The sequence below is a fragment of the Kitasatospora sp. NPDC086801 genome (assembly GCF_044745805.1).
Lineage (GTDB): Bacteria > Actinomycetota > Actinomycetes > Streptomycetales > Streptomycetaceae > Kitasatospora.
This window is the reverse complement of sequence record NZ_JBIVAX010000016.1, coordinates 6,309-27,975: the sequence shown is the minus strand read 5'-3', so window position 1 is coordinate 27,975 and position 21,667 is coordinate 6,309. Positions and strand designations below refer to the sequence as shown.

Here is a 21,667-nt window from a genome sequence, read left to right as displayed (position 1 = left end):
GGGCGGGGGGGGGGGGGCCGCGGGGGGGGGGGGGGGGGCGGGGGGGGGGGGGGGGGGCGGGGGGGGGGGCCCCGGGGCGGGGGGGGGGGCGCGCCCCCGCGGGGCGACCCGGCCCTTCCCCCCCCGGGCCCCCCCGACCCGGGGCCCCCCCCCCCCCGCCGCCCCCCCGCTTCTCGGGTATCGGCCAGCGTCTCGGGTATCGGCCAGCGTCTCGGGTATCGGCCGGCTTCTCAGGTACCGGCCGGCTTCTCAGGTACCCGCTGGCGTCTCGGGTACCGGCCGGCTTCTCAGCGCACGCCCAGCTCCTGGCGGATGACCGCGTGCCATTCATCGGTCATCCGCCGCGCGGTGGCCTCGTCGAAGACGTTCGCGTCGTACTTGAGGAAGACCTTGAACCCCTCGCCCTCCCGGTAGGACTCGGCGGACAGGACGTACTCCCCGGCGTACGGCAGGTCGTCGAACAGGCGCAGGTCCAACTCGCCGGGGGCGGCCGGGGACGCGTTGGTGAGCAGGTCGGCGCCGTCGAAGTTCTGGAACAGGAAGTTGGTCAGGACCAGCGGTTCGTCGTCCGCGCCCACGGCGCGGGCGATCTCCAGCAGCGGGTAGCCGCCGTGCTCGATGCCGCCGACCACCTTGCGCTGCAAGGACTTCAGCAGCTCGGGGAAGCCGCCGGCGGCCGTGCAGCGGATCGGCAGGCAGTTCGCGAACTGGCCGACGACGTCCTGGAACCGCTCCTCGTAGCGGGCGGCCGCGGTCATGCCGAGGACCAGGTCGTCCTGCCCGGTCAGCCGGTGCAGGAACCGCACGTACGTCGCGAACAGCACGGTGGCGACGCTGACCCGGTGCTCCCGCGCCGCGTCGGCCAGGGCGGCGGCCAGCGGCGGCGGCAGCTTGACCGTCGCCACGTCCACCCGGGGCATCCGCTTGGGGTCGTACGGCCGGTCGTAGGGCAGCGCGAGCGCCGGTCGATGACCTGCCAGCTCCCGCAGCCAGTAGTCCCGGTGCTGCCGCGCGCGCGGGCCGGCGAGCAGCGCCTCCTCCCAGGCGACGAAGTCGCCGTAGTCGGCGCGGCTCACGCTCCCCCGGCCCTGGTAGGCCTCCTTGAGCGTGCGGATCAGGACCGCCGTGGACGTGCCGTCCAGCAGGATGTGGTGCGCGGTGATCAGCAGCAGGCGCCGCCCCCCGGCGAGGGAGACCAGCTGCGCACGGACCAGCGGGCCCGTCGCCAGGTCGAACGGGAGGTTCACCAGGTCCCGCAGCCCGGCCAGTTGCGCGGCGCGCTTGGTGGCCGTGAGGTCGACCCGGTCGAAGGACGGCGCCCTGCCCGGGTCGATGTCCATGAACGGCACGCCGTCCCGCTCGCCGAAGACGGCGCTCAGCACCGGGTGGATGCCGCTCTGGGCGCGGATCGCCCGCTCCAGGGCGGCTTCGTCCAGGTCGCCGTGGATCTCGAAGAGGAGCGGGAGGTTGTAGGCGGTCGACTCCGGTGAGCGCTGCTGGTCCCGGTACATGGTCAGCTGGCCGCGCGAGAGGTTCCACCGCTCGCCCACCGGGCCGGCCTGGGCATCCGCCGTTCCCGTGAAGTGCGCGAAGTGGTCGCACAGGCCGTCGACGGTCTCGACGTCGAAGAGCAGGGTGGCCGAGACGTCGTCACCGAACTCCTCGCGCAGGGCGTTGGTGAGCTGGAGGACCAGGATCGAGTCCAGACCGTAGTCGGTGAGCGGGGCTGCGGTGTCGATCCGCTCGGCCGCGATGCCGAGGACGGCCGCGGCCTTGTCGAGGATGAGCGCGGACAGCTCGGAGCGCGTCGACGGCGTGGGGGCGGGAGCGGGGGCCGGCGTGGGAGCCGGCGTGGGAGCGGGAGCAGGGCGCACGGCCAGCGGGGCGGGCGCGGGCTCCGGCCGGGGCGTCGGCACCACGGCAGCAGGCGCCGCAGCAGGCACCGGAGCCGGCACGGCGGCACGCACCGCAGCAGGCACCGGAGCCGGCACGGCGGCAGGCACCGCAGCAGGCACCGGCCGCTTCGCGGCGCCGCCCGCCGGCCGTGTGACGGCCTTCGGCCTGGCCCCGACCACCTGCCGGGCGACCCCGTCGCTCTCCGCCGCGATGACCTGCTGCCCCAGCGGCAGCGCCTGCGACAGCGGGAACACCACCGTCCCGAAGCCCTCCCCCGCCAGCACGTCCCGCCAGGTCTCCGGCGACAGCGCCGGCGAGCCGGGGATCCGCAGCGAGCGGTCGTCGAACAGCCACCAGCCTTCCAGCAGCCCGAAGGTGACGTGGCTGAACAGGTCGAAGGCCGACAGCTCGTTCAGCAGCAGCCATCCGCCGGCCCGCATCGCGGCCTTGGCGTTGCGCAGGGTGTTGCGGGTGTCCTTGGTGGCGTGCAGCACGTTGGCGGCGATCACCAGGTCGAACCCGCCCTCGCCGACGTCCTGCCCGGCCAGCGGCCGTTCGATGTTGAGCAGCCGGCAGTCCAGGTACGGCACGCCCGGCCCGTAGGTGGCGCGGGCGTGGTTGAGGAAGGCCTTGGAGAGGTCCGTGTAGACGTACGTCTCGATGCTCTCCTGGTACGGCTTGAGCGCGGCGAACATCCCGACGCTGGTACCGCCGGTGCCGGCGCCGATCTCCAGGATCCGCAGCCGCGCGCCCGGTTCGCGGCGCAGCCGCTCCGACACGACGGCGACGGCGGCGCCGGCCATGGCGCGGTTGAACACGTCCGCGACGTGGTTGTTCCGGTAGCAGCCCTCCACCAGTTCCACCGAACCGCGCGGGAACATGACGTCGGTGGGCCTGGTCCGGCCGGTCACGATGTCCGGCAGTGCCCGGAGCATGGCGGAGGCCAGCCGCAGTTCGGCCTTGCGGTCGGCGTCGGCCGACCAGGACTCGCACTGCCGGTCCCACTGCGCGAGCACGGTCTCCGCGAGCACGCCTTCCGCCGGCCCGGCCGGGACGGTGGCCCGCCGGGCGTGCTCCAGCCAGTCGGCGTACACCGGCAGGATCGCGGCGTGGTCGACGGTCGCCAGCTGGGCCGCCAGGACCTTCGCCAGCCACGGGTCCCGCTCGGTCCGGCGCCACCGCACGACCTCGTCCATCAGGCCGTCCACGCTCTCCGACGCGAGCAGCAGCTCGCCGCGGACCCGGGACGGCGTCCGGCCGTGCACGGTGACCTGGGTGGCGCGGTCGAAGTTCGCCAGGGTGTTGTGCTGGTTGGTCTTCACGAAGGCCAGCTGCCGCTGCTCCCCGCCGAGCAGGGCGTCCAGGGCGGCGAGCCCCTCGCGCGGCTCGATCGACACCAGGCCGACCCGGCTCAGCCGCTCCCGGTAGAACTCGGACGTGACGCTCCCGAGGTTGCCCCACCACCCCCAGTTCATGACCCTGACGGGGGTGTCCCAGTGCTGTCCGAGCGCGTGCGCGTAGGCGTCGCTGAAGGTGCAGCCGGCCGCGTAGTTGCCCTGGCCGGCCGCCGTCGTGAAGGACTGCATCGACGACAGCAGCACCGCGAAGTCCAGTTGCTCCCCGTCGAAGACCTCGGCCATCGCGGTCGTGACGTCGACCTTGGCCGCCAGTCCCGCCCGGAGGGTGGCCTCGTCCATCCTGGCGAAGGTGCTGTCCCGCAGCACGAGCGCGGCCTGCACGACCCCGTCGATCCGCGGGTGGCGCTCCTTGACCGTGGCGACGGCGCGGCGCAGCGCGGCCGGATCCCCGGCGTCGGCGCTGAGGTAGCGGACGGTGCCGCGCCCCTGGACGGAGCGGAGCCGGTCCTCGATGGCCGCGTCGGGTGCGCTGCGGCCGATCCAGGTGACGTGCGCGCCGTACTGCCGCACCACGTGCTGGGTCCAGGCGGTGCCCAGGCCGCCGGCGCCGCCGATCACCACGTAGACGCCGCCCTCGCGGTAGACCGGTTTCGCGGGCGCCTCGCACGGCGCCCAGTGCCGGGCCAGCCACTGGCCGGCCCGCCGGGCCCAGGCGTCCTCGGGCGACCGGGCGGGCAGGGCGGTGAGGTCGGCGGGCCAGTCGGGGCCGTCGAGGTCGACGCGCCGGACGGTCCACTGCTCGTACTCGCGCCCCAGGGACCCGAACAGGCCGTGCAGCCCGGCGTGCGCCGGCTGGACGGGGTCGTCGGCGTGGGTGGCGAGCGCGCGGGTGGTGACCAGCGTGATCCCCAGCGGCCGGGCGTCGTACCCGGCTCCGATCAGCGCCTTGATCAGGCGGAACGCCGCGACGACGCCGTCGTTCTGGGCGGCCGTGTACCCGGTGGCGTCGACGGGGTCGAGCTTGGGCTCGGGCGCCGTCCAGACCAGGTGGTCGACCGGTCCGAGGTCGCGCAGTGCGGCGGTCACCTCCTCGACGGAGGCGGCCGGCGGCAGCGGCCAGGTCAGGGCGCCGTCGAGCGGTGACGGTCCGCCGACGACCAGGACCCGGTCGGTGCCGGCGGGCACGGGCGCGTCGGTCGCGGTGATCGGGTCCCAGACGGGCGCGTACAGCGCGGGCTCGCTCTGGACGGTGCGGCGCGAGGTGTAGCCGGTCAGCCGCACGCAGATCTCGCCGGCGGCGTCGACCAGGTCGATGTCGAGCTTGTCGAGCGGCCCGGCCGCGCCGCCGCGCACCACGGCCCACATCGCCGCCGGGCACGGGGCGAACAGGTCGAGCTGGTCCAGGGCGAACGGCACGGCGGTGTCCCGCATGCCGGTGAGGTGGGGCGCGACCGCCGCCTGGATCGCCGAGTCCAGCATCGCGGGCGTCAGCGGTCCGGGCTCCGCCGAACCGGGCAGGACCAGTTCGGCCAGGACGAGACCGGAGCCGACGTGCGCCTGCCGGATCGCCCGCAGGGTCGGGCCGTGGTCGATGCCCATCGCCACCAGGGCCTCGTGGATCCGCTCGCCGGACACGGTCTCCGGGCAGTCCGCGCGCAGCGCGGCGAGGTCGACCGGTGCCGGGCGCGGGGCGTCGGACGGCGCGATGCCGCCCTCGCAGCACACGGTGGGGCCGGTGCCGATCTCGAACCGGTGCCCGCCCTGCTCGCTCGCGCGCACCTCGACCCGGACGTCGACCGGGGTGTCCGAGACCTCCAGCGGCTGCACCCACGTGACGTTGCGCATCCGCACCCGGGTGGCGCCCAGCGCCTTGCGGGCCAGTTCGAGGTAGGCGACCGCGGGCAGGATGTGGCGGCCCTGCACCACGTGGTCGCGCAGCAGGCCGTCGGTGCGGGTCAGCGTCACGCCGTCGCTCTCGCTCTCGCTCTCGCTCTCGCTCTCGCTCTCGCTCTCGCCACCGCCGTCTCCGCCGGTCACGGCCCAGTGGCGGTCGCGGGCGAACGGGTAGGTCGGCAGCGGGATCCGTCGGCCCTCGGCCGGCCCCCGGTCGTCGTCGGGCACCCGGGCCGGGGTCGTGCCGTCCAGCACCCGGATCAGCTCGTCGCGGTCACGGACCACGCAGGCGAACCGGTGCGCGAAGCGCGCCCTGCCGACGGCCAGCGTGTAGGCGAGGTCGCCGAGGTCGATCGAGGTGTGGGCCCGGACGTGGAGCGCCAACCGGCGCCGCTGTTCGAGGAGTTGCTCCTCCGTCCGCGCCGACAGGACCACCACGTGGTCCGCCCCCGGTGCGGAGACGGTCCGCGCGACGGGCGGGGCCTCCTCGATCACCACGTGCGCGTTGGTCCCGCTGGCGCCGAAGGAGCTCACCACCCCGCAGCGCGGCACCCCGGCGGGACTCTCCCAGTCGTGGGTGCGGGTGCTCAGGTAGAACGGGCTACCCGCCAGCGGGATCGCCTCGTTGGCGGTCTCGAAGTGCAGCGAGGCGGGGATCTTCCGGTGCTTGAGCGCCAGCAGCACCTTCAGCACGCCCGCGATGCCGGCCGCGAACTGGGTGTGGCCGATGTTCGTCTTCAGCGAGCCGACCGCGCAGTACTCCGCCCGGTCGGTGCGGGCGCGGAACGCCCGGTTCAGCGCCTGGAACTCGATCGGGTCGCCGAGCTTGGTGCCGGTGCCGTGCGCCTCGACGAGTCCGATCCGCTCCACGTCGACGCCGAACCGCTCGTACACCTCGCCGAGCAGGCTCTCCTGGGACACCGAACTCGGCGCGGTGATCCCGTTGGTGGCGCCGTCCTGGTTGACGCCGCTGGCCCTGATCACGCCGTGGACGTGGTCGCCGTCGGCCAGCGCGTCCGCGAGCCGCTTGAGCACCACGACTCCGACGCCCTCGCCGGGCACGAAGCCGTCCGCGCGGTGGTCGAAGGTGTGGCAGCGGCCGGTCGGCGACAGCATCCCGGCGCGGCCCGCGAGCCGGTACAGCCGCGGCGTGGACTGGAGGAACACCCCGCCCGCCAACGCCATCGAGGTCTCGCCGGACCACAGGTCCTTGCACGCCAGGTCGATCGCCACCAGCGAGCTGGAGCACGACGTGTCGACGGCGATGGCCTGACCCTTGAGGTCGAGGAAGTACGACACCCGGCTCGGGATGACCGAGGTCATGTTGCCCCACAGGGTCTGCGCCGGCGCCTCCTGGTCCAGCAGCCCCTGGTAGTCCCCGGCCCACGCGCCGACGTAGACGCCGCAGCGCCGTCGGCCCATCCGGCCCGCGTACCCCGCGTCCTCCAACGCCTTCCAGGACTCTTCGAGCAGCAGCCGCTGCTGCGGGTCCATCACCGCGGCCTCGGTGCCGGAGATGTTGAAGAACATCGCGTCGAACTCGTCGATGCGGTCGAGGAAGCCGCCCCGGGTGCAGGTGCTCAGGCCGTCGAGGTCGAACCGGGTCGTCTCGGTGACCAGGTCGTCGCCGTCGGCCAGGTGCGTCCAGAGGGCGTCCAGCGAGTCGGCGCCGGCGAACCGGCCACTCATGCCGATCACCGCGATCGGTCCGCGCTCCGCGCTCCCGGTGCCGCTGTGCGGCTGCCCGGCCGCCACGGACTGGACGGACTGCACGGGCTGCACGGGCCGCACGACCGGTGGCGGGGCGCTCTCCCGTTCGTCGGCGGGCTCCGTCGCTCCCTCCGTGTGGACGATGACGCCCCGGTACTCGGCGAGCAGGTGCTCGGCCAGCCGGTCGGCCGTGCTGAAGTCGAAGACCACGCTCGTCGGCAGGTCCAGCGTCAGCGCGCCGTTGAGCTGGTCCACCACGCGGATCGCCAGGATCGAGTCCAGGCCGTAGTCGGCGAACGCCAGCCCGCCCTCGACCTCCTCGACCTCCATCGCCAGCGCGCGGGCGATCTTCTCCCGCACCACGGCGGGCACGATCTCGTCCAGTCCCCTGTGCGCGACAGCGGGTTGGACGATCGGCGCCGCGATCGGTGCCGCGATCTGCGCGGGCGTCGGCACGGGCTCGGGTACGACCGCGAGCGCGGGTGCCGGCGCCTGCCGGGTCAGGTCGCCGATCCAGAACCGCTCCTTGGCGAACGGGTACGTCGGCAGCGACACCACCCGGCGCGGCGCGCCCTGGTGCAGGCGCTCCCAGTCCACCTCGGTACCGGCAGCCCACAGCGCCGCGAGCTTGGACAGCTTGCCGGCCGCGATCCACTGCCGGACCAGCAGTTCCTGGAGGTCGCCGTCACCGGCGATCTCGGCGAGCAGTCCGCCGGATTCCCCGGCGGTGCCCCGGTGCCCCCGGCCGGCCCGCAGGGCCGCCCTCAGCTCCGCCGTCGACGAGACGGCGACCGCGTACCGCTCGGCCATCGCCTCCCGCCCGACCTGGAGCGTGAAGGCCAGGTCGGCGAGGGCGGTGTCCGGGTTGCGGTCGAGGAATCCGGCCAGCCGGTCGACGGACGCGGTGAGCTGGTCGGGAGTCCTCGCGGAGAGGACGACGACGTGTTCGGCCTGTTCGGCCTGTTGGGGTTGTCGGGCTTGTTCGGCGCCGTTGTTCGCGCCGTCGGTGGGCTGCACGGAATACTCCTCGACGATCACGTGTGCGTTCGAGCCGCCGGCACCGAAGGAGGACACCGCCGCGATCCGCGGGCCGTCGGAGTGCCATGGGCTCAGTTCGCGCTGGACCCGGAACGGGGTCCGCTCGAAGCTGATGTTCGGGTTGAGCTGTTCGGCGTGCAGGCTCGGTACGAGTTGCCGGTGCTTGAGCTGGAGCAGGACCTTGGTCAGGCCGGCCACCCCGGCCGCGGCCTCCAGGTGGCCGATGCCGGACTTCACCGAACCGATCGCGCAGAACTGCCGGTCCGCGGTGTCCTGTTCGAAGGCCTTGGTCAGGCCCGTGATCTCGATCGGGTCACCCAGTTCGGTGCCGGTGCCGTGCGCCTCGACGTAGCCGACCTGCCGGGCGGAGACCCCGGCCCGGTCCAGCGCCCGGCGGACGACGTCGGCCTGGGCGACCGGGCTCGGCACGGTGTAACCGGTGGAGCGGCCGCCGTGGTTGACGCTGGAGCCCCGGATCACCGCGAGCACGCGGTCCCCGTCGGCCAGCGCGCGGGACAGCGGCTTGAGCAGCACGCACCCGACGCCCTCACCGGGCACGAAACCGGCGCCGCCGGTGCCGAAGCTGCGGCAGTGCTGGTCGGGCGAGAGCATGCCGGAACGGCACAGCTCGACGTAGTCCAGCGGGTGCGCGTAGAGGTTCACGCCGCCGGCGATCGCCACCTCGCAGTCGCCGTGCCGGAGTTGTTCGCACGCCTCGTGGATCGCGGTCAGTGACGCCGAGCACATCGTGTCGATCGTCAGGCTCGGCCCGCGCAGGTCGAGCAGGTAGGAGGCGCGGGCGCTCAGCGAGGCGAACGACAGGCCGGGCACCACGAGTTCACCCGAGGGCAGCTGGCCCACCTCGTGCCGGGCGTGGCCGACCTTGGTGACGCCCGCGAACACTCCGACCCCGTGGCCGTGGCGCTCGGCGAGGCGCGCCCTCGTGTACCCGGCGTCCTCCAGCACCTCCCACGCCGCCTGCACGAACAGCCGCTCCTGCGGGTCCATGGCGTAGGCGTCGCGCGGGGCGATGCCGAAGAACCGGGGATCGAACGCGGCGAAGTCGTCCAGGAAGCCGCCCCACTTGCTGTAGCTGCGGCCGGTGGCCACCGCCGTGTTGCGGTCGGGCTCGAAGAAGCCGTCCAGCGACCAGCGGTCCACCTCGCGGACGCAGTCGCGGCCCGCCGTGAGGTTCTCCCAGAACTCGTCCAGGTCGGCGGCGCCCGGGTAGCGGCCGCTCAGCCCGATCACCGCGATCGGCTCGTCGGCGCCGGGCGCCGGCCGGTCGGGGACGGCGGTCGGCCGAACGCTGGTGGCCCGCTGTTCGGCAGTCGCCGCCGGCTGGTCGCCCGCCACCGGCTGGTCGGCCGTGGCCGCCTGCGGGCGCGCCGGTTCCCGCCGGAGGCCGGCGAGTTGACCGGCCACGGCCCGCAGGGTCGGGTGCTCGTAGAAGATCGTCGAGGAGACCTCGGGGTAGGTCCGCACCAGCTCCCGGTTGAGCTGGATGACCATCACCGAGTCCAGGCCGATGTCGACCAGCGGGCGGTCGGGGTCGACCGCGCCCGGGGCGAGCCCGCTGACCTCGGCGAACAGGGCGAGGAGGTGGCCGAGGACGTTCGGGTCGGCGCCACGGACGGGAGCCTCCGGAACGGGAGCCGTCGGCGCGGGAGTTGTCGGCGCGGCGGCCGGGGCCGGTGTTCCGGTCGGCACCCGCGTCGGGTCGCCGTGGTGCACCCACACCTGGTCCGCCCCCGCGTTCCAGGCGTCGACCAGCGCCGTGAGCCCGGCTTCCGTGGGCATCGGCGCCAGCCCCCGGTCCTCCCACAGGTAGGCCCGGGTCCGCTCGCCGACCTGCATGCCGCCGTCCTCCCACAGCGGCCAGGCGATGGACAGGGTGCGCCCGCGGCGCAGCCCCTCGGCGACCCGCGCGTTGCGCACGGCGGCGAACTCGTCGAGGAAGGCGTTGGCGGTCGCGTAGTCGGACTGCCCGGGGTTGCCGGTGATCGCGGCGCCCGAGGAGAAGGTCAGCACGAACTCCAGCGGGCAGTGTCCGGTGGCCCGGTCGAGGTGCACGAGACCGTCCACCTTGGTCGCGAGGACCTCGTCCCACTGCGCGGCGGTCTTGTCCGCGAGCAGCGAGTCCCGCACCACACCGGCGGCGTGCACGATGCCGGTGATCCCGCCCGCCTCGGCGACGAGGTGCCGCACCTCCTCCCAGCGGGAGACGTCGGCGCGCACGTACCGCGCGACCGCTCCAGCCTGCCGCAACTCGGCGAGCAGGCGGTCGATCCGGCCGTTCTGCGGCGAGCGGCCGGCCAGCACGATGGTCGGCCGCCGTACGTCGGCGGCGATGCGCCGGGCCGTCGAGGCGCCGATTCCGCCGGCCCCGCCGGTGATCAGGTACACGCCGCCGTCCCGCCAGGGCCGGCCGGAGGCCGTGCCCGGGAGTTCGGCCGGGGCCCAGCTGCGGGTGTGCCGGACGCCGCCGCGGTACAGGACGAGGTCGTCGGCCGCCCGGGCGTTCTCCGCCAGGACGGCGGCCAGGTCGAGCCCCTCGGCACCCTCGACCGCGATGACCTGGCCGACGATCCGCGGGTCCTCCTTGGTGACGGTCCGCAGCAGGCCCGCCAGGGCGAGGTCCGCCGTGACGACCTGGACGAGCGTGCCGCCGTCCCGGGCGTCGAGGCCGCGGACGGTCTCCAGCAGCTGCCACGACAGGTCCCGGAACCGGCTCTCCGGCCGCTGCCTGGCCGTGTCGAGGCGGATCGCGTCGGGCACCTCGCCGTCGACCCCGCACAGCACGACGACGTGCCGGTCGTACCGGCCGGTCGCGGCGGCGGGCATCGGCGTCCACCGGGCGGTCAGCAGGGTCGTGCCGCTCTCCGGCCGGGCGCCGGGGAACCAGAACCGGTCCCGGGCGAACGGGTATCCGGGCAGCTGCGCGCGCCGGGGCGTGCCGCCGCCGGACGACGAGCGCCAGTCGACGGTGCCTCCACCGACCCAGCGCCCGATCGGCTCCGGCTCGGCTCCGCGCTCGCCGGTGGTGACGAACGCCCGTAGCGCGTCGACGAGTTCGGCGCGGGACGAGACGACCCAGCCGGCCCGCTCCGCCATCTCCTCGCGGCCGACCTGGAGGCTCCACGCGATGGACCGCAGCGAGACCTCCGCCGCCTCCGGGGACTCCAGGTGGGACAGCAGGTCCCGGGCCCGGTCTGTCAACTGCCGGGCGGTGCGGGCCGACAGCGGCACCGCGACCGGTCCGTCGCCGTCCTCCCCGTCCCGGCCGCCGCGCACGTACTCCTCGACGACCACATGGGCGTTGACGCCGCCGAACCCGAAGCTGCTCACCCCGGCACGCCTCGGCACGGGGCCGCCGTCACCACTGCGGGGGCGCGGCCAGGCCTCGTTGTCCCGCACGAGGTGGAACGGGCCGCCGGCCAGTTCGATGTACGGGTTGACCTCCTGGAGGTGCTGGGTCGCGGGCAGCACGCCGTGCTTGAGCGCGAGCAGCACCTTCAACAGCCCGGCGATGCCCGCAGCCGACTCCAGGTGGCCGATGTTGGTCTTGACCGAACCGAGGCCGCACGCCCCGTCGTCGCTGCGGCCCAGCCGGCGGAACGCGGTGCGCAGCGCCCGGACCTCCACCGGATCGCCGAGGGCCGTGCCGGTGCCGTGGGTCTCGATGTAGCCGATGGTGTCCGGGTCGAGGTCGCCGACGGCGGCCGTCACCAGCTCGGCCTGGGCGTCGGCGTTCGGCGCGGTCAGCGAGTTGGCCCGGCCGCCGTGGTTGTACGCGCTGCCCCGGATCACGCCGAGGATCGCGTCACCGTCGCGCTCCGCCGCCGCCAGCGACTTGAGCACGACCACCCCGACGCCCTCGCCCCGGACGTAGCCGTTCGCGCCCGCGTCGAAGGTCTTGCAGAGGCCGTCCGGGCTGAGCATGCCCGCGCGGTGCGCGCTGACGAAGGTGTCCGTGCTGAGCAGCACGTTGACCCCGCCCGCGACGGCCAGGTCGCAGGTGCCGGAGCGGATCGCCTCGATCGCGCGGTGCACCGCCACCAGCGAGCTGGAGCAGGCCGTGTCGATCGGCTCGCTCGGGCCGCGCACGTCGAGCAGGTACGAGATGCGGTTGGCCAGGATCGAGTGCGTGGTGCCGGTCGAGGTGAAGGCGTCCGGCCGCACGCCGAGCGTGGCGAGCAGCGTCGCGTAGTCGTTGCCGGTGACGCCGATGAACACGCCCGTGTTGGTCGGCAGGTCGGCGGGCCGGTACGCGCTGTCCTCCAGCGCCTGCCAGACCGTCTCCAGGACGAGGCGGTGCTGCGGGTCCATCAGTTCGGCCTCGCGCGGCAGGATGCGGAAGAAGCCCGCGTCGAAGGCGTCGATGTCGTCCAGGGCTCCGATCCGCTGGGGGAAGTCCTGGGCCTCGATGGCCTTGCGCTGGTCCTCGTCGTACCGGTGCAGCGGGAAGGCGGTGACGGAGTCCTTGCCCGCCAGCAGGTTCGCCCAGTACTCGTCCAGGTCGCGGGCGCCCGGGAAGCGCCCGGCCGCGCCGATGACGGCGATCGGCTGGCGCGGGTCGGCCTCGGCGCGAACCGGCTCCGGCCGGGGCGCCAGCTGCGGCTGCGGCTGCGGCTGCGGCTCGACGACCTTGACCTCTGCCGCTGCCTCGGCCTCGACCTTTGCCTCGGCCCTCACCGTGGCACCGTGCTCGTCGACCAGGTGGACGCCCAGCGCCTCCAGCGTGCTGACGTCGAAGAACACCGCCGGGCTGACCACGACCCCGAACCGCTCGTGGATCTCCTTCGCGAAGGTCACCAGCGAGATGGAGTCGAAGCCGAAGGCGTCCAGGCCGGTACCGGGGTCCAGTTCCTCCGGCTCGAACTTGAGGATCTCGGCGGCGATGGAGCGCAGCACGTCCACGACACCCGACACCGCCGATACCGCTGGTACGGCCGGTACCGCCGGCACGGCGGGCGCAGCCGGTACGACCGGCTCCCGCTCGCTCCGCACGGGGCGGGCCCGCGGCGCCGGACGGTCGGCGGGCGCCACCCCTTCGACCCCGCGCCGCACCCCGGCCAGCTCCCCGACGACCTCGCCCGCGCCCCCGAGCAGCAGGATCCGGTCGTCACCGAGGACCACGTGCGTGACCGGCGAACCGGCCCGCACCCGGATCTCCCCGACCTGGTTGAGCGCGACCAAGGTCCAGTCCGGCGCCCCGGCGCGCTTGGCCTCCCACTGCACGCCCTGGGCGATCGCCGCGAGCACGAACGGCTCGACGGTGACGTTGCGCCGGACGTGGTCCTGCTGGAACGCGGGACTGCCGATGCTCAGCACCGTCCGGCCGTCCGGCGCGCGGAACACGCCCTCGACCGCGCACGAGGCCGGTTTGTAGTCCAGCCCGCCCTCGGCCAGTTCGGCCAGGAACGACTCCCGGGTGAGGACCTCCCGCAGTCCGGCCAGCTCGACCCGGCCGGACGGCGCCGTGGCGGTGCGCACGGTGAACTCGACCGCCGCCGCGCCGTCCCCGGTCCGGACGGTGCCGTGGCCGTCGGCGAACTCCGTGACGAGCCGCGTGGTCGTGGACCAGTCGATCGGCCGCAGTACGCGCAGGTCGTGGACCGACGCCTCGGCGGCGAACCCGCTGACCTTCGCGGCGGCCAGCGCGAGGTCCACGGCGAAGGTGGGCACGATGGTCGGTGCCTTGGCCAGGCGGTAGCCGTAGTCGAGCAGGTCGGTGAGGTGGACGTCCAGGGCGTAGCGCAGGCCCCGGACGTCGGATTCGTTGCGTCCCAGGAAGGGGTGCAGCCGCTCGCGCAGCGCCAGCGGGGCCAGCACGGACGGCGCGCCGTCGGTCTGCTCGATCCAGCAGCGCACCTTCTCGAACGGGTAGGCGGGCAGCGACACCCGGCGTGCCGTCGGCAGGTGGTCCCAGTCGACGGTCTTGCCGGCGGCCCAGGTCGTGGCGAGTTCGTGCGCGGGCAGCTCCCGCCGCCCGGCCAGGTAGCCGTCGACGGCCGCCAGCGCGGACCGCCGATCCTCCGCCACGAACGCCCAGCGGTGGGGCAGTTCGTTCTTTCCGACCCGCAGGGTGAACGCGATGTCGGGGAGGTCGGCCTCCCGCGCCCCCGCGAGGTGGTCGCGGAAGATGGCCAGGTAGCGCCCGAGCGCGGCCTCGTTCATCGCCGAGAACACGAACAGCTGCTCGCCGAAGGGCTCTCGGCGCACCGGCCGTTCCGGATACTCCTCAAGGATGATGTGCGAGTTCATGCCGCCGGCGCCGATCGAGGTGATGCCGGCCCGCCGGGGGTGGGTGATCTGACGGCCGTCCACCACGGTGACCATCGGCTGCCAGTCGGCGAGCGTCTGCTGCACCTGGAAGGGCGTGTCGGTGAAGTCGATGTCCGGGTTGAGTTCCGTGCTGTGCAGGGAGGGCGCCAGCTTGCCGTGCCGCAGTTGGAGCAGCACCTTGGCCAGCCCGATCATGCCGGCCGCCGCGAGCAGGTGCCCCATGTTCGCCTTGACGGACCCGAGGGCGCAGAACTGGCGGTCCGCGGTGTACTTGCGGAACGCCGACGTCAGGGCGCGGACCTCGATCGGGTCGCCCAGCGCGGTGCCGGAGCCGTGGCCCTCGACGTAGCCGATCGTCCTCGGGTCGACGCCGGCGTCCGCGATGGCCTTCTGGATCGCGACCGCCTGCATGCCCGGGTTCGGCACGGTGAAGCCGTTGCGCGTCCCGGCGTTGGACAGGGCGGTGCCCTTGATCACGGCGTACACGTGGTCGCCGTCGCGCTCGGCGTCGACCAGCGGTTTGAGCACGACCGCGCCGACGCCCTCGCCGAGGATGGTGCCGTCCACGCCGTGGCCGAAGCTGCGGATCACGTCGGAGGTACCGGTGGTGAAGTGCTCCTCCGACGAGGTGATCAGGTTGTACGGGTGCAGCATCAGGTTGACGCCGCCCGCGACGACCATCCGGCACTCGCCGGCCCGCAGCATCTGCACGGCCTGGTGCACGCAGGTCGACGAGGCGGAGCACATGGTGTCCAGGAAGATCGACGGCCCGGTCAGGCCGTAGAAGTAGGACAGCATGTTGGGCAGCGTCCCGGTGTAGCTGCCGCTCTGCGGCGCGCCCCGGGTCAGGCTGTTCTGGAAGCCGTACAGGTTGTAGTGGTTGCTCATCGTCCCCACGAGCACGCCGACGTCGCCCTGGTAGCGGCGGTGGATGGTCTGCCGCGAGTAGCCGGCGTCCTCCAGCGCCTCCACGCCCGCCTGGAGGAACAGCCGCACCTCCGGGGACATCTGCTCGGCCTCGCGCTTGGAGATGCGGAAGTAGCGGGGGTCGAACTTGTCGAGGTCGCGGAGGAAGGTCCCGGTCCGGATCACGCTCTTGCCGTGGACGGACCGGTCGCTGTCGTAGATGGCCTCGTGGCCCCAGCGGTCGGCGGGGACCTCCTCGAAGGTGTGCCGGCCGTTCTCCAGCAGCTCCCACAGCTCGTCCATCGTGTCGGCGCCGGGGTAGCGTCCGGACACGCCGATGATCGCGATGTCGTGCCGGTCGTCGCGCGCGGGTTCGCGGACCTCGGTGACGGCGGCGGCGGCCGGGGCCTCGAACCGCGTGGCCGGGGCCTCAGGCCGTGCCGCAGGGGCTTCCGGCTGCACCACCGGGGCCTCCGGCTCTTCGGCCGGGGTTTCGGCCTGCCCGCTCTCCCCCAGTACCGCCTCCAGTTGCTCCCGCCGGGTCTCCACGAAGTGCGCGGCCACCTCGGCGATGTTCAGGTACTCGAAGAAGATCGTCTTGGACAGCGGCCCGAACACCTTCTCCAACTGGGCGGTCACCCCGAGGATGCTCAGCGAGTCGATGCCGTACTCGATGAGGTTGGTGGCCGACTCGATGTGCTCCGGGTCGTGCCGCAGGACCTCGGCGACGACCCCCCTGAGCAGTTCCTCGGTGCGCTGCAGCAGGTCGCCCTCGCCCGCGCCGCCTGACGGAGCAGCGGTGGCGGACGAGGCGGTGGCCGGGGCCGCGGGGGCCGGGGCCGCCCGGCGTCGCGCGGCCAGGGTGGCCTTGGCGCCGTAGGCGACGACGAGGTGCGCGGGGGCGTCGGCGAGCAGGGCCCGGCCGAAGGCGCGCAGCCCGTCCTCGGTGGGCAGGGCCTCCCAGCCGCGCTCGCGGCGCAGGGATTCGCGGGTGACCTCGTCCAGCGCCATGCCGCCGTCGGCCCACAGCGGCCAGCTGATCGCGACGGTCCGGCCGCTGCGCTCGCCCGCGTCGACCAGCGTCCGGCGGTGCCGGGCGAAGGCGTCCAGGAAGGCGTTGGCCGCCGAGTAGTCGGACTGCCCCGGGCTGCCGTAGACACCGGCGACCGAGGAGAACAGCGCGAAGAACTCCAGGTCGAGGTGCCGGGTGGCGGCGTCGAGGTTGAGCGTGCCGCGGACCTTGGGCGCGGTCACCAGCCGGACGTCGGCGAGGTCCTTGCGCAGCAGGTACTGGTCGCGCAGCACGCCGGCCGCGTGCACCACGCCGTCGAGCGAGCCGTGCTCCCGCACGATCGTGTCGACCGCGGCGCGCACGCCCCGGGCGTCGGCGACGTCGACCGGCAGGTAGTGGGCGTCGACCCCTTCCGCGCGCAGGGCCTCCACCGAGCCCGCCGGGGAGCGCCCGCTCAGGACGACCGTCGCCCCCGCGCGGCCCAGGTAGCGGGCGAGGTGCCGGCCGATGCCGCCCAGGCCGCCGGTGACCCAGTACACGCCGCCGGCCCGCAGTGCGGGCACCTGCGGTCCGGCGTCGAGCCGCGTCTCGACGGGCTCCAGCACCTGCCGGGTGCCGTCAGCGGTGTAGCGGACCTCGGTGTCGGCGGAGTCGTCGGCGCACTCCTCCCGCACGATCCGCGCGAGCTGCTCGGCGGAGGCCGCGTCCAGGCCGGCGACCCGGACGACCCGGCCCGAGACGAGCGGGTTCTCCAGGGCGACGGTGCGGAACAGGCCCGCCAGCGGTGCGTGGAAGTGCGCCGGCACCCGGGCGTCGACCAGGGCCACGAAGCGGTGCCCGGCCTTGGGAGAGGACGCGAGCACCTGCTGGACCTCGGCGAACACCTGCTCCGTCGCGGCGTCGACGCCGTCGGCCGGGGTCGCCCGGGTGATCTCCGGCAGCGTCAGGCGGTGCGCGGTGCGGGAGCCACCGCCGTCCGCGTCCAGCGGCCGGTCGGTCCACCGGGTGGTCGCCGTGACGACGCGCGGGCCCGCGTCGGTGGTGCGCTGGGCGAGCCCCCGCAGGCTGGCGCTGATCACGCCGTCGCGGTCGCACAGGTCGATGTCGAAGGTGGCGAGCGCCCCGGAGTCCGCGCTCCGTCGGACCCACGCCCAGGTCTCGGCCGGGCAGGGCCGGTACACCTGGAGCTCGTCGAGGGTGAAGGGCAGGGTTGGGCCGGCGCCGGCGCCCGTCAGGACCACGGAGGTCTGGAAGGCGGCGTCCAGGACGCTGGGCGGCAGCACGCAGCCGTCGGCGCCGGTCGCCTGGATGCGGGCGATCGCCTCGTCGCGCCCCAGCCGGAGCCCGCGCAGCGCGCGCATGGCCGGGCCGTACTCCAGGCCCTGGGCGCGGAAGTCGGCGTAGACCTCGTCGGTGCCGCGGGTGGTGCGGCAGGCGGCGCGCAGGGCGTCCAGGTCCAGCGGCGGTGGGTCCGGCAGCGTGACCAGTCCTGCGGTGCCCGTGCTGTGGACGGTCTCGCCCAGCCGGAACTCGAACGCGATCGCGTCCCCGCGCGGTGTCAGGGCGAGGTCGACGTCGACCGGTTCGCCGACGACGATCGGCCGCAGCCACGCGAGGTCGCGCAGCCGGACCGCCCCCTCCCGGGCCGCCGCGAGCTCCACCGCGGCCCGCGCCATCTCCAGGTACGCGACGGCGGGCAGCACCCGCCGGCCGCGGACCAGGTGCGAGGCCAGGAAGGGCTCGGCCCCGGTGAACGTGGAGGTGTAGCGCTGCTGCGCCAGGTCGGAGGTGTTGCGGTGGACGAGCGGGTGCAGCAGCGCGGCGCCCGGCGCCTCGGCCGGTGGCGTGACGTACCAGTGCCGGTCCCGGGCGAACGGGTAGGTCGGCAGCCGCACGCGACGCGCCCCGGGATGCCCGGGCCAGTCGGCGCCGCCCCCGCTCGCCCAGTCCTGCGCCGCCGCGACCAGTTCGGCCCCGGCCCCGGCGGGGTTGCGCACCTCGCCGTCCGCGACGGACTCCAGCGCGGCCGCGAGCTGCTCCCGGTCCGAGACCAGGAACACGGCCCTGACCCGCATCGGCTCGCGGCCGACCTGGAGCGTGTGGGCGATGTCGGCCAGCGACTGGCGCGGCCGCAGCGCGGTCTCCGGTGCCAGTAGGTGGTCCCGCAGCCCGCCGGCCAGCACCCGCAGCCGCTCCAGGTTCTTCGCCGACAGCGGGACGACGTACGGTCCCGGCTCATCGGTGTGTCGCGCCGGCCCGCCGACGTGCTCCTCCAGCAGCACGTGCGCGTTGGTCCCGCCGAACCCGAACGAGCTGACGCCCGCCCGGCGCGGCGCCCCGTCGCCGCCCGGCCACGGCCGGGTGTCGCCGACGATGTAGAACGGGCTGCCGTCCAGGTCGATCAGCTGGTTCCTGGTCCGGAAGTTGACCGTCGCCGGGAGGGTCCCGGCGGCCATCGCGCCGATCACCTTCACCACGCCGGCCACGCCCGCGGCCGATTCGAGGTGGCCGATGTTGGTCTTGATCGAGCCGATGCCGGTGCTGTCCGGCCGTGGTGCCGTCCCGTGGGCGTCGTGCAGGCTCTGGAAGGCGCGCTTGAGGCCGACGATCTCGATCGGGTCGCCGACCGGCGTGCCGGGCCCGTGGGCCTCGATGTAGCTCACCGTCCCGGGCGCGACCCCGGCGCGGGTGTAGACGTCCTCGATCAGCGCGGCCTGGGCGGCCGGGTTGGTGACGGTCAGCGAGTTGGTCTTGCCGCCGTGGTTGGTGCCGACGCCCTTGATCACCGCGTGCACGGGGTCGCCGTCCGCCAGCGCCCTGGCCAGCGGCTTGAGCAGCAGGACGGCGCCGCCCTCACCCCGGACGAAGCCGTCCGCGTCCTGGTCGAAGGCGTGCGAGCGGCCGGTGGGCGAGAGCATGCTCGCCTTGCTGAACGCCACGAACAGCTTCGGCGACCAGCACAGGTTCACGCCGCCGGCCAGCGCCAGGTCGCAGTCGCCGTTGTGCAGGGCGGCGACGGCCTCGTAGAGCGAGACCAGGGAGCTGGAGCAGGCGGTGTCGTTGGCGATGCTGGGGCCGTGGAAGTCGAAGAAGTAGGACAGCCGGTTGGCGACGATCGAGTACGCCGTGCCGGTCGGGAAGTAGGCGTCGGTCGGCACGTCGTCGCGTTCTATCAGCTCGGCGTAGTCGCCGTGGCACAGGCCCATGAAGACGCCCGTGCGGCTGCCCGCGAGTTCGCCCGCCCGGTAGCCCGCGTCCTCGATGGCCTTCCACGCCAGTTCCAGCGCGAACCGCTGCTGCGGGTCCATCGTCTCCGCCTCGCGCGGAGAGATGTTGAAGAAGGCGGCGTCGAAGCGGTCGGCGTCCTCGACGAACCCGGCCCAGACGCTGTACGTCTTCTCCTCGCCGCTGCGCGGATCGCCGAAGTAGCGTTCCTTGGACCACCGTTCGGCGGGCACCTCGGTGATCAGCGAGCGCCCGGCCGCGAGGTGGTCGAACAGCTCGACCAGGGTGTCGGAGCCGGGGAAGCGCAGGGCCAGCCCGATGATCGCGATGTCGTCGGTGCTCATCGGCTCTCCCCCACTCGCTGCACGGCACGGCGGTTGTCCACGGTCACCCGCAGGTTCAGCACGGCGCTCGACGCGCCGGCCGGCGCCGTACCGCCGCCCCGCACGAACTGCTGGTGGAGCACGGCGGTCGTCAGCAGGTAGAGGAAGGTCTGGTCCTCCTTGGTGCTGACCTCCTCCACCGGCGAGGTCATGACCTTGTCGACCAGGCGGCGGGCGAACTTCCCGTCCAGGCAGTCGATCCCGGCCAACTCACGGTCGGACAGCAGCAGTTCGAGGTAGTCCGGGCGGCCGTCCTTGAAGGCGGCGCTGCCCGGCGCGCGGTACGGCTGCTTGGGGCGGCTGGTGGTCCACTCCGGGAGTTCGGCGCGGAACGCCTTCTTCAGGATGGCCTTCTCGATCCGGCCGTCGTCGTAGCGCAGGTTCACCGACGCGGCCGCGCGCACCACCGCCGGGTCGAGGAACGGGCAGCGGTTCTCCACGCTGTGCGCCAGCGCGGCCCGCTCCCCCTGGGTGGACAGCAGGAATCCGGGCAGCAGCGTCTTGTACTCCAGCCACTGCGCCTTGTGCACCGCGGGCATGTCCGGGTAGCCGGGAGTCCCGGCGACGAGGTCGAGCAGGTCGGCGAACGGGTCGAACCGGTCGGCGAGCAGCCGGGCCGCGAACTTCCCGTTCTGGTACCGCATCTCGTGGGAGAACAGGCCCGGCAGCCGCTCCACCGAGAACTGCTGGTAGAGGCCGAGCAGATGGGCCTGGTGGGCGGAGCCGAAGTGCTCCAGCTCCGGGTGCAGGCCGGCCAGCCCGGTGCGGCGCTCGCCGTCGGACAGTCCGTTCCACCGCTCGCGCAGCAGGGTCTCGCGGAACAGCGAGTAGCCGAGGAACGCCTCGTCGGCGCCCTCGCCGCTGAGGATGGTCTTGATCCCGGCGTCGCGGACGTGCCGGGACAGCAGGAACATCGGCACGAACGAGGTGCGGAAGGTCGGAACCTCCGCGTGGTACACGGCGCTCGGGAAGTTGTCGGTGATGTCCTCGCTGGTGATCGGGACGGCGGTGTGCAGGGTGCCCAGGTGCTCGGCGACCAGGCGCTGGCTGTCGGACTCGTCGAAGGCCTTGTCCTGGAACGCCACCGAGAAGGTGCGGACCTCGTGCGGGGAGAGCTGGGTGGCCAGCCTCGTCACGATCGAGGAGTCCAGGCCGCCGCTGAGGTAGACGCCGACCTCGACGTCGGAGCGCAGGCGCAGGTCCACGCTGGTGCGCAGGGTCTGCCGGAGCATGTCGATCGCCTCGGCCTCGGTGCCGTCGAAGCCGGGCACGTCGAAGTCGAGGTCCTCGTAGGGGCGCAGCGAGCGGCGGCCCCCGCTGACGGTCAGCACGGAGCCCATCGGCAGCTGGCGCACGCCCCGGAACGGCGTGCGGTCGGGCAGCGGCGTCCACACGGCGTAGGTGGTGGCCAGCTCCCTCGGGTCGAACTCGAAACGGAAGCCGGGGAAGGCGCGGAACGCCTTCATCTCGGACGCGAACAGGAAGTCCCCGCCCTCGTCGGCGTAGAACAGCGGGCGCTTGCCGTAGCGGTCACGGGCCAGCACCAGGTCACCGGTCGCCGCGTCCCTGATGGCGACCGCGAAGGCGCCGTTGAACCGGGCGAAGCAGTCCGACCCCCACTGGATCCAGGCCTGGAGCACGACCTCGGTGTCGGAGTGGTCGGTGCGGAACGGGCGGCCGAGGCGCTCCAGTTCCGCGCGGAGTTCGATGTGGTTGTAGATCTCGCCGTTGAAGCAGATCCAGTAGCGCCCGGACGGGTCGGACATGGGTTGCGAGCCACCGGCGAGGTCCACGATGGCCAGCCGCACCGCCCCCATGGCCATGCCGTCGTCCAGGTAGTAGCCCGCCTCGTCCGGCCCGCGGTGATGGATGTTCGACAACATCGAGGTGATGACCTCGGCGGTGGCACCGGGGTGCAGCGAGGTCGAGAGGAAACCAGCCAGCCCGCACATGATGTG

2 protein-coding genes are annotated in these 21,667 nt (G+C 73.7%); both read right to left on the bottom strand.

Annotated features, from left to right (window positions below; translation table 11 throughout):
• Positions 1-287: 287 nt before the first annotated feature.
• Positions 288-19,670: an SDR family NAD(P)-dependent oxidoreductase gene (locus ACIPLC_RS18780; protein ID WP_400474108.1), complete on the bottom strand. Its 19,383-nt coding sequence runs from the start codon at positions 19,668-19,670 to the stop codon at positions 288-290.
• The gene (gene asnB / locus ACIPLC_RS18775; RefSeq protein WP_400474107.1) at positions 19,667-21,661 is read right to left on the bottom strand and encodes an asparagine synthase (glutamine-hydrolyzing); all 1,995 of its coding nucleotides are present in this window, start codon (positions 21,659-21,661) and stop codon (positions 19,667-19,669) included. Before asnB ends, ACIPLC_RS18780 begins: the two co-directional genes overlap by 4 nt.
• Between the last annotated feature and the right edge of the window lie 6 nt (positions 21,662-21,667).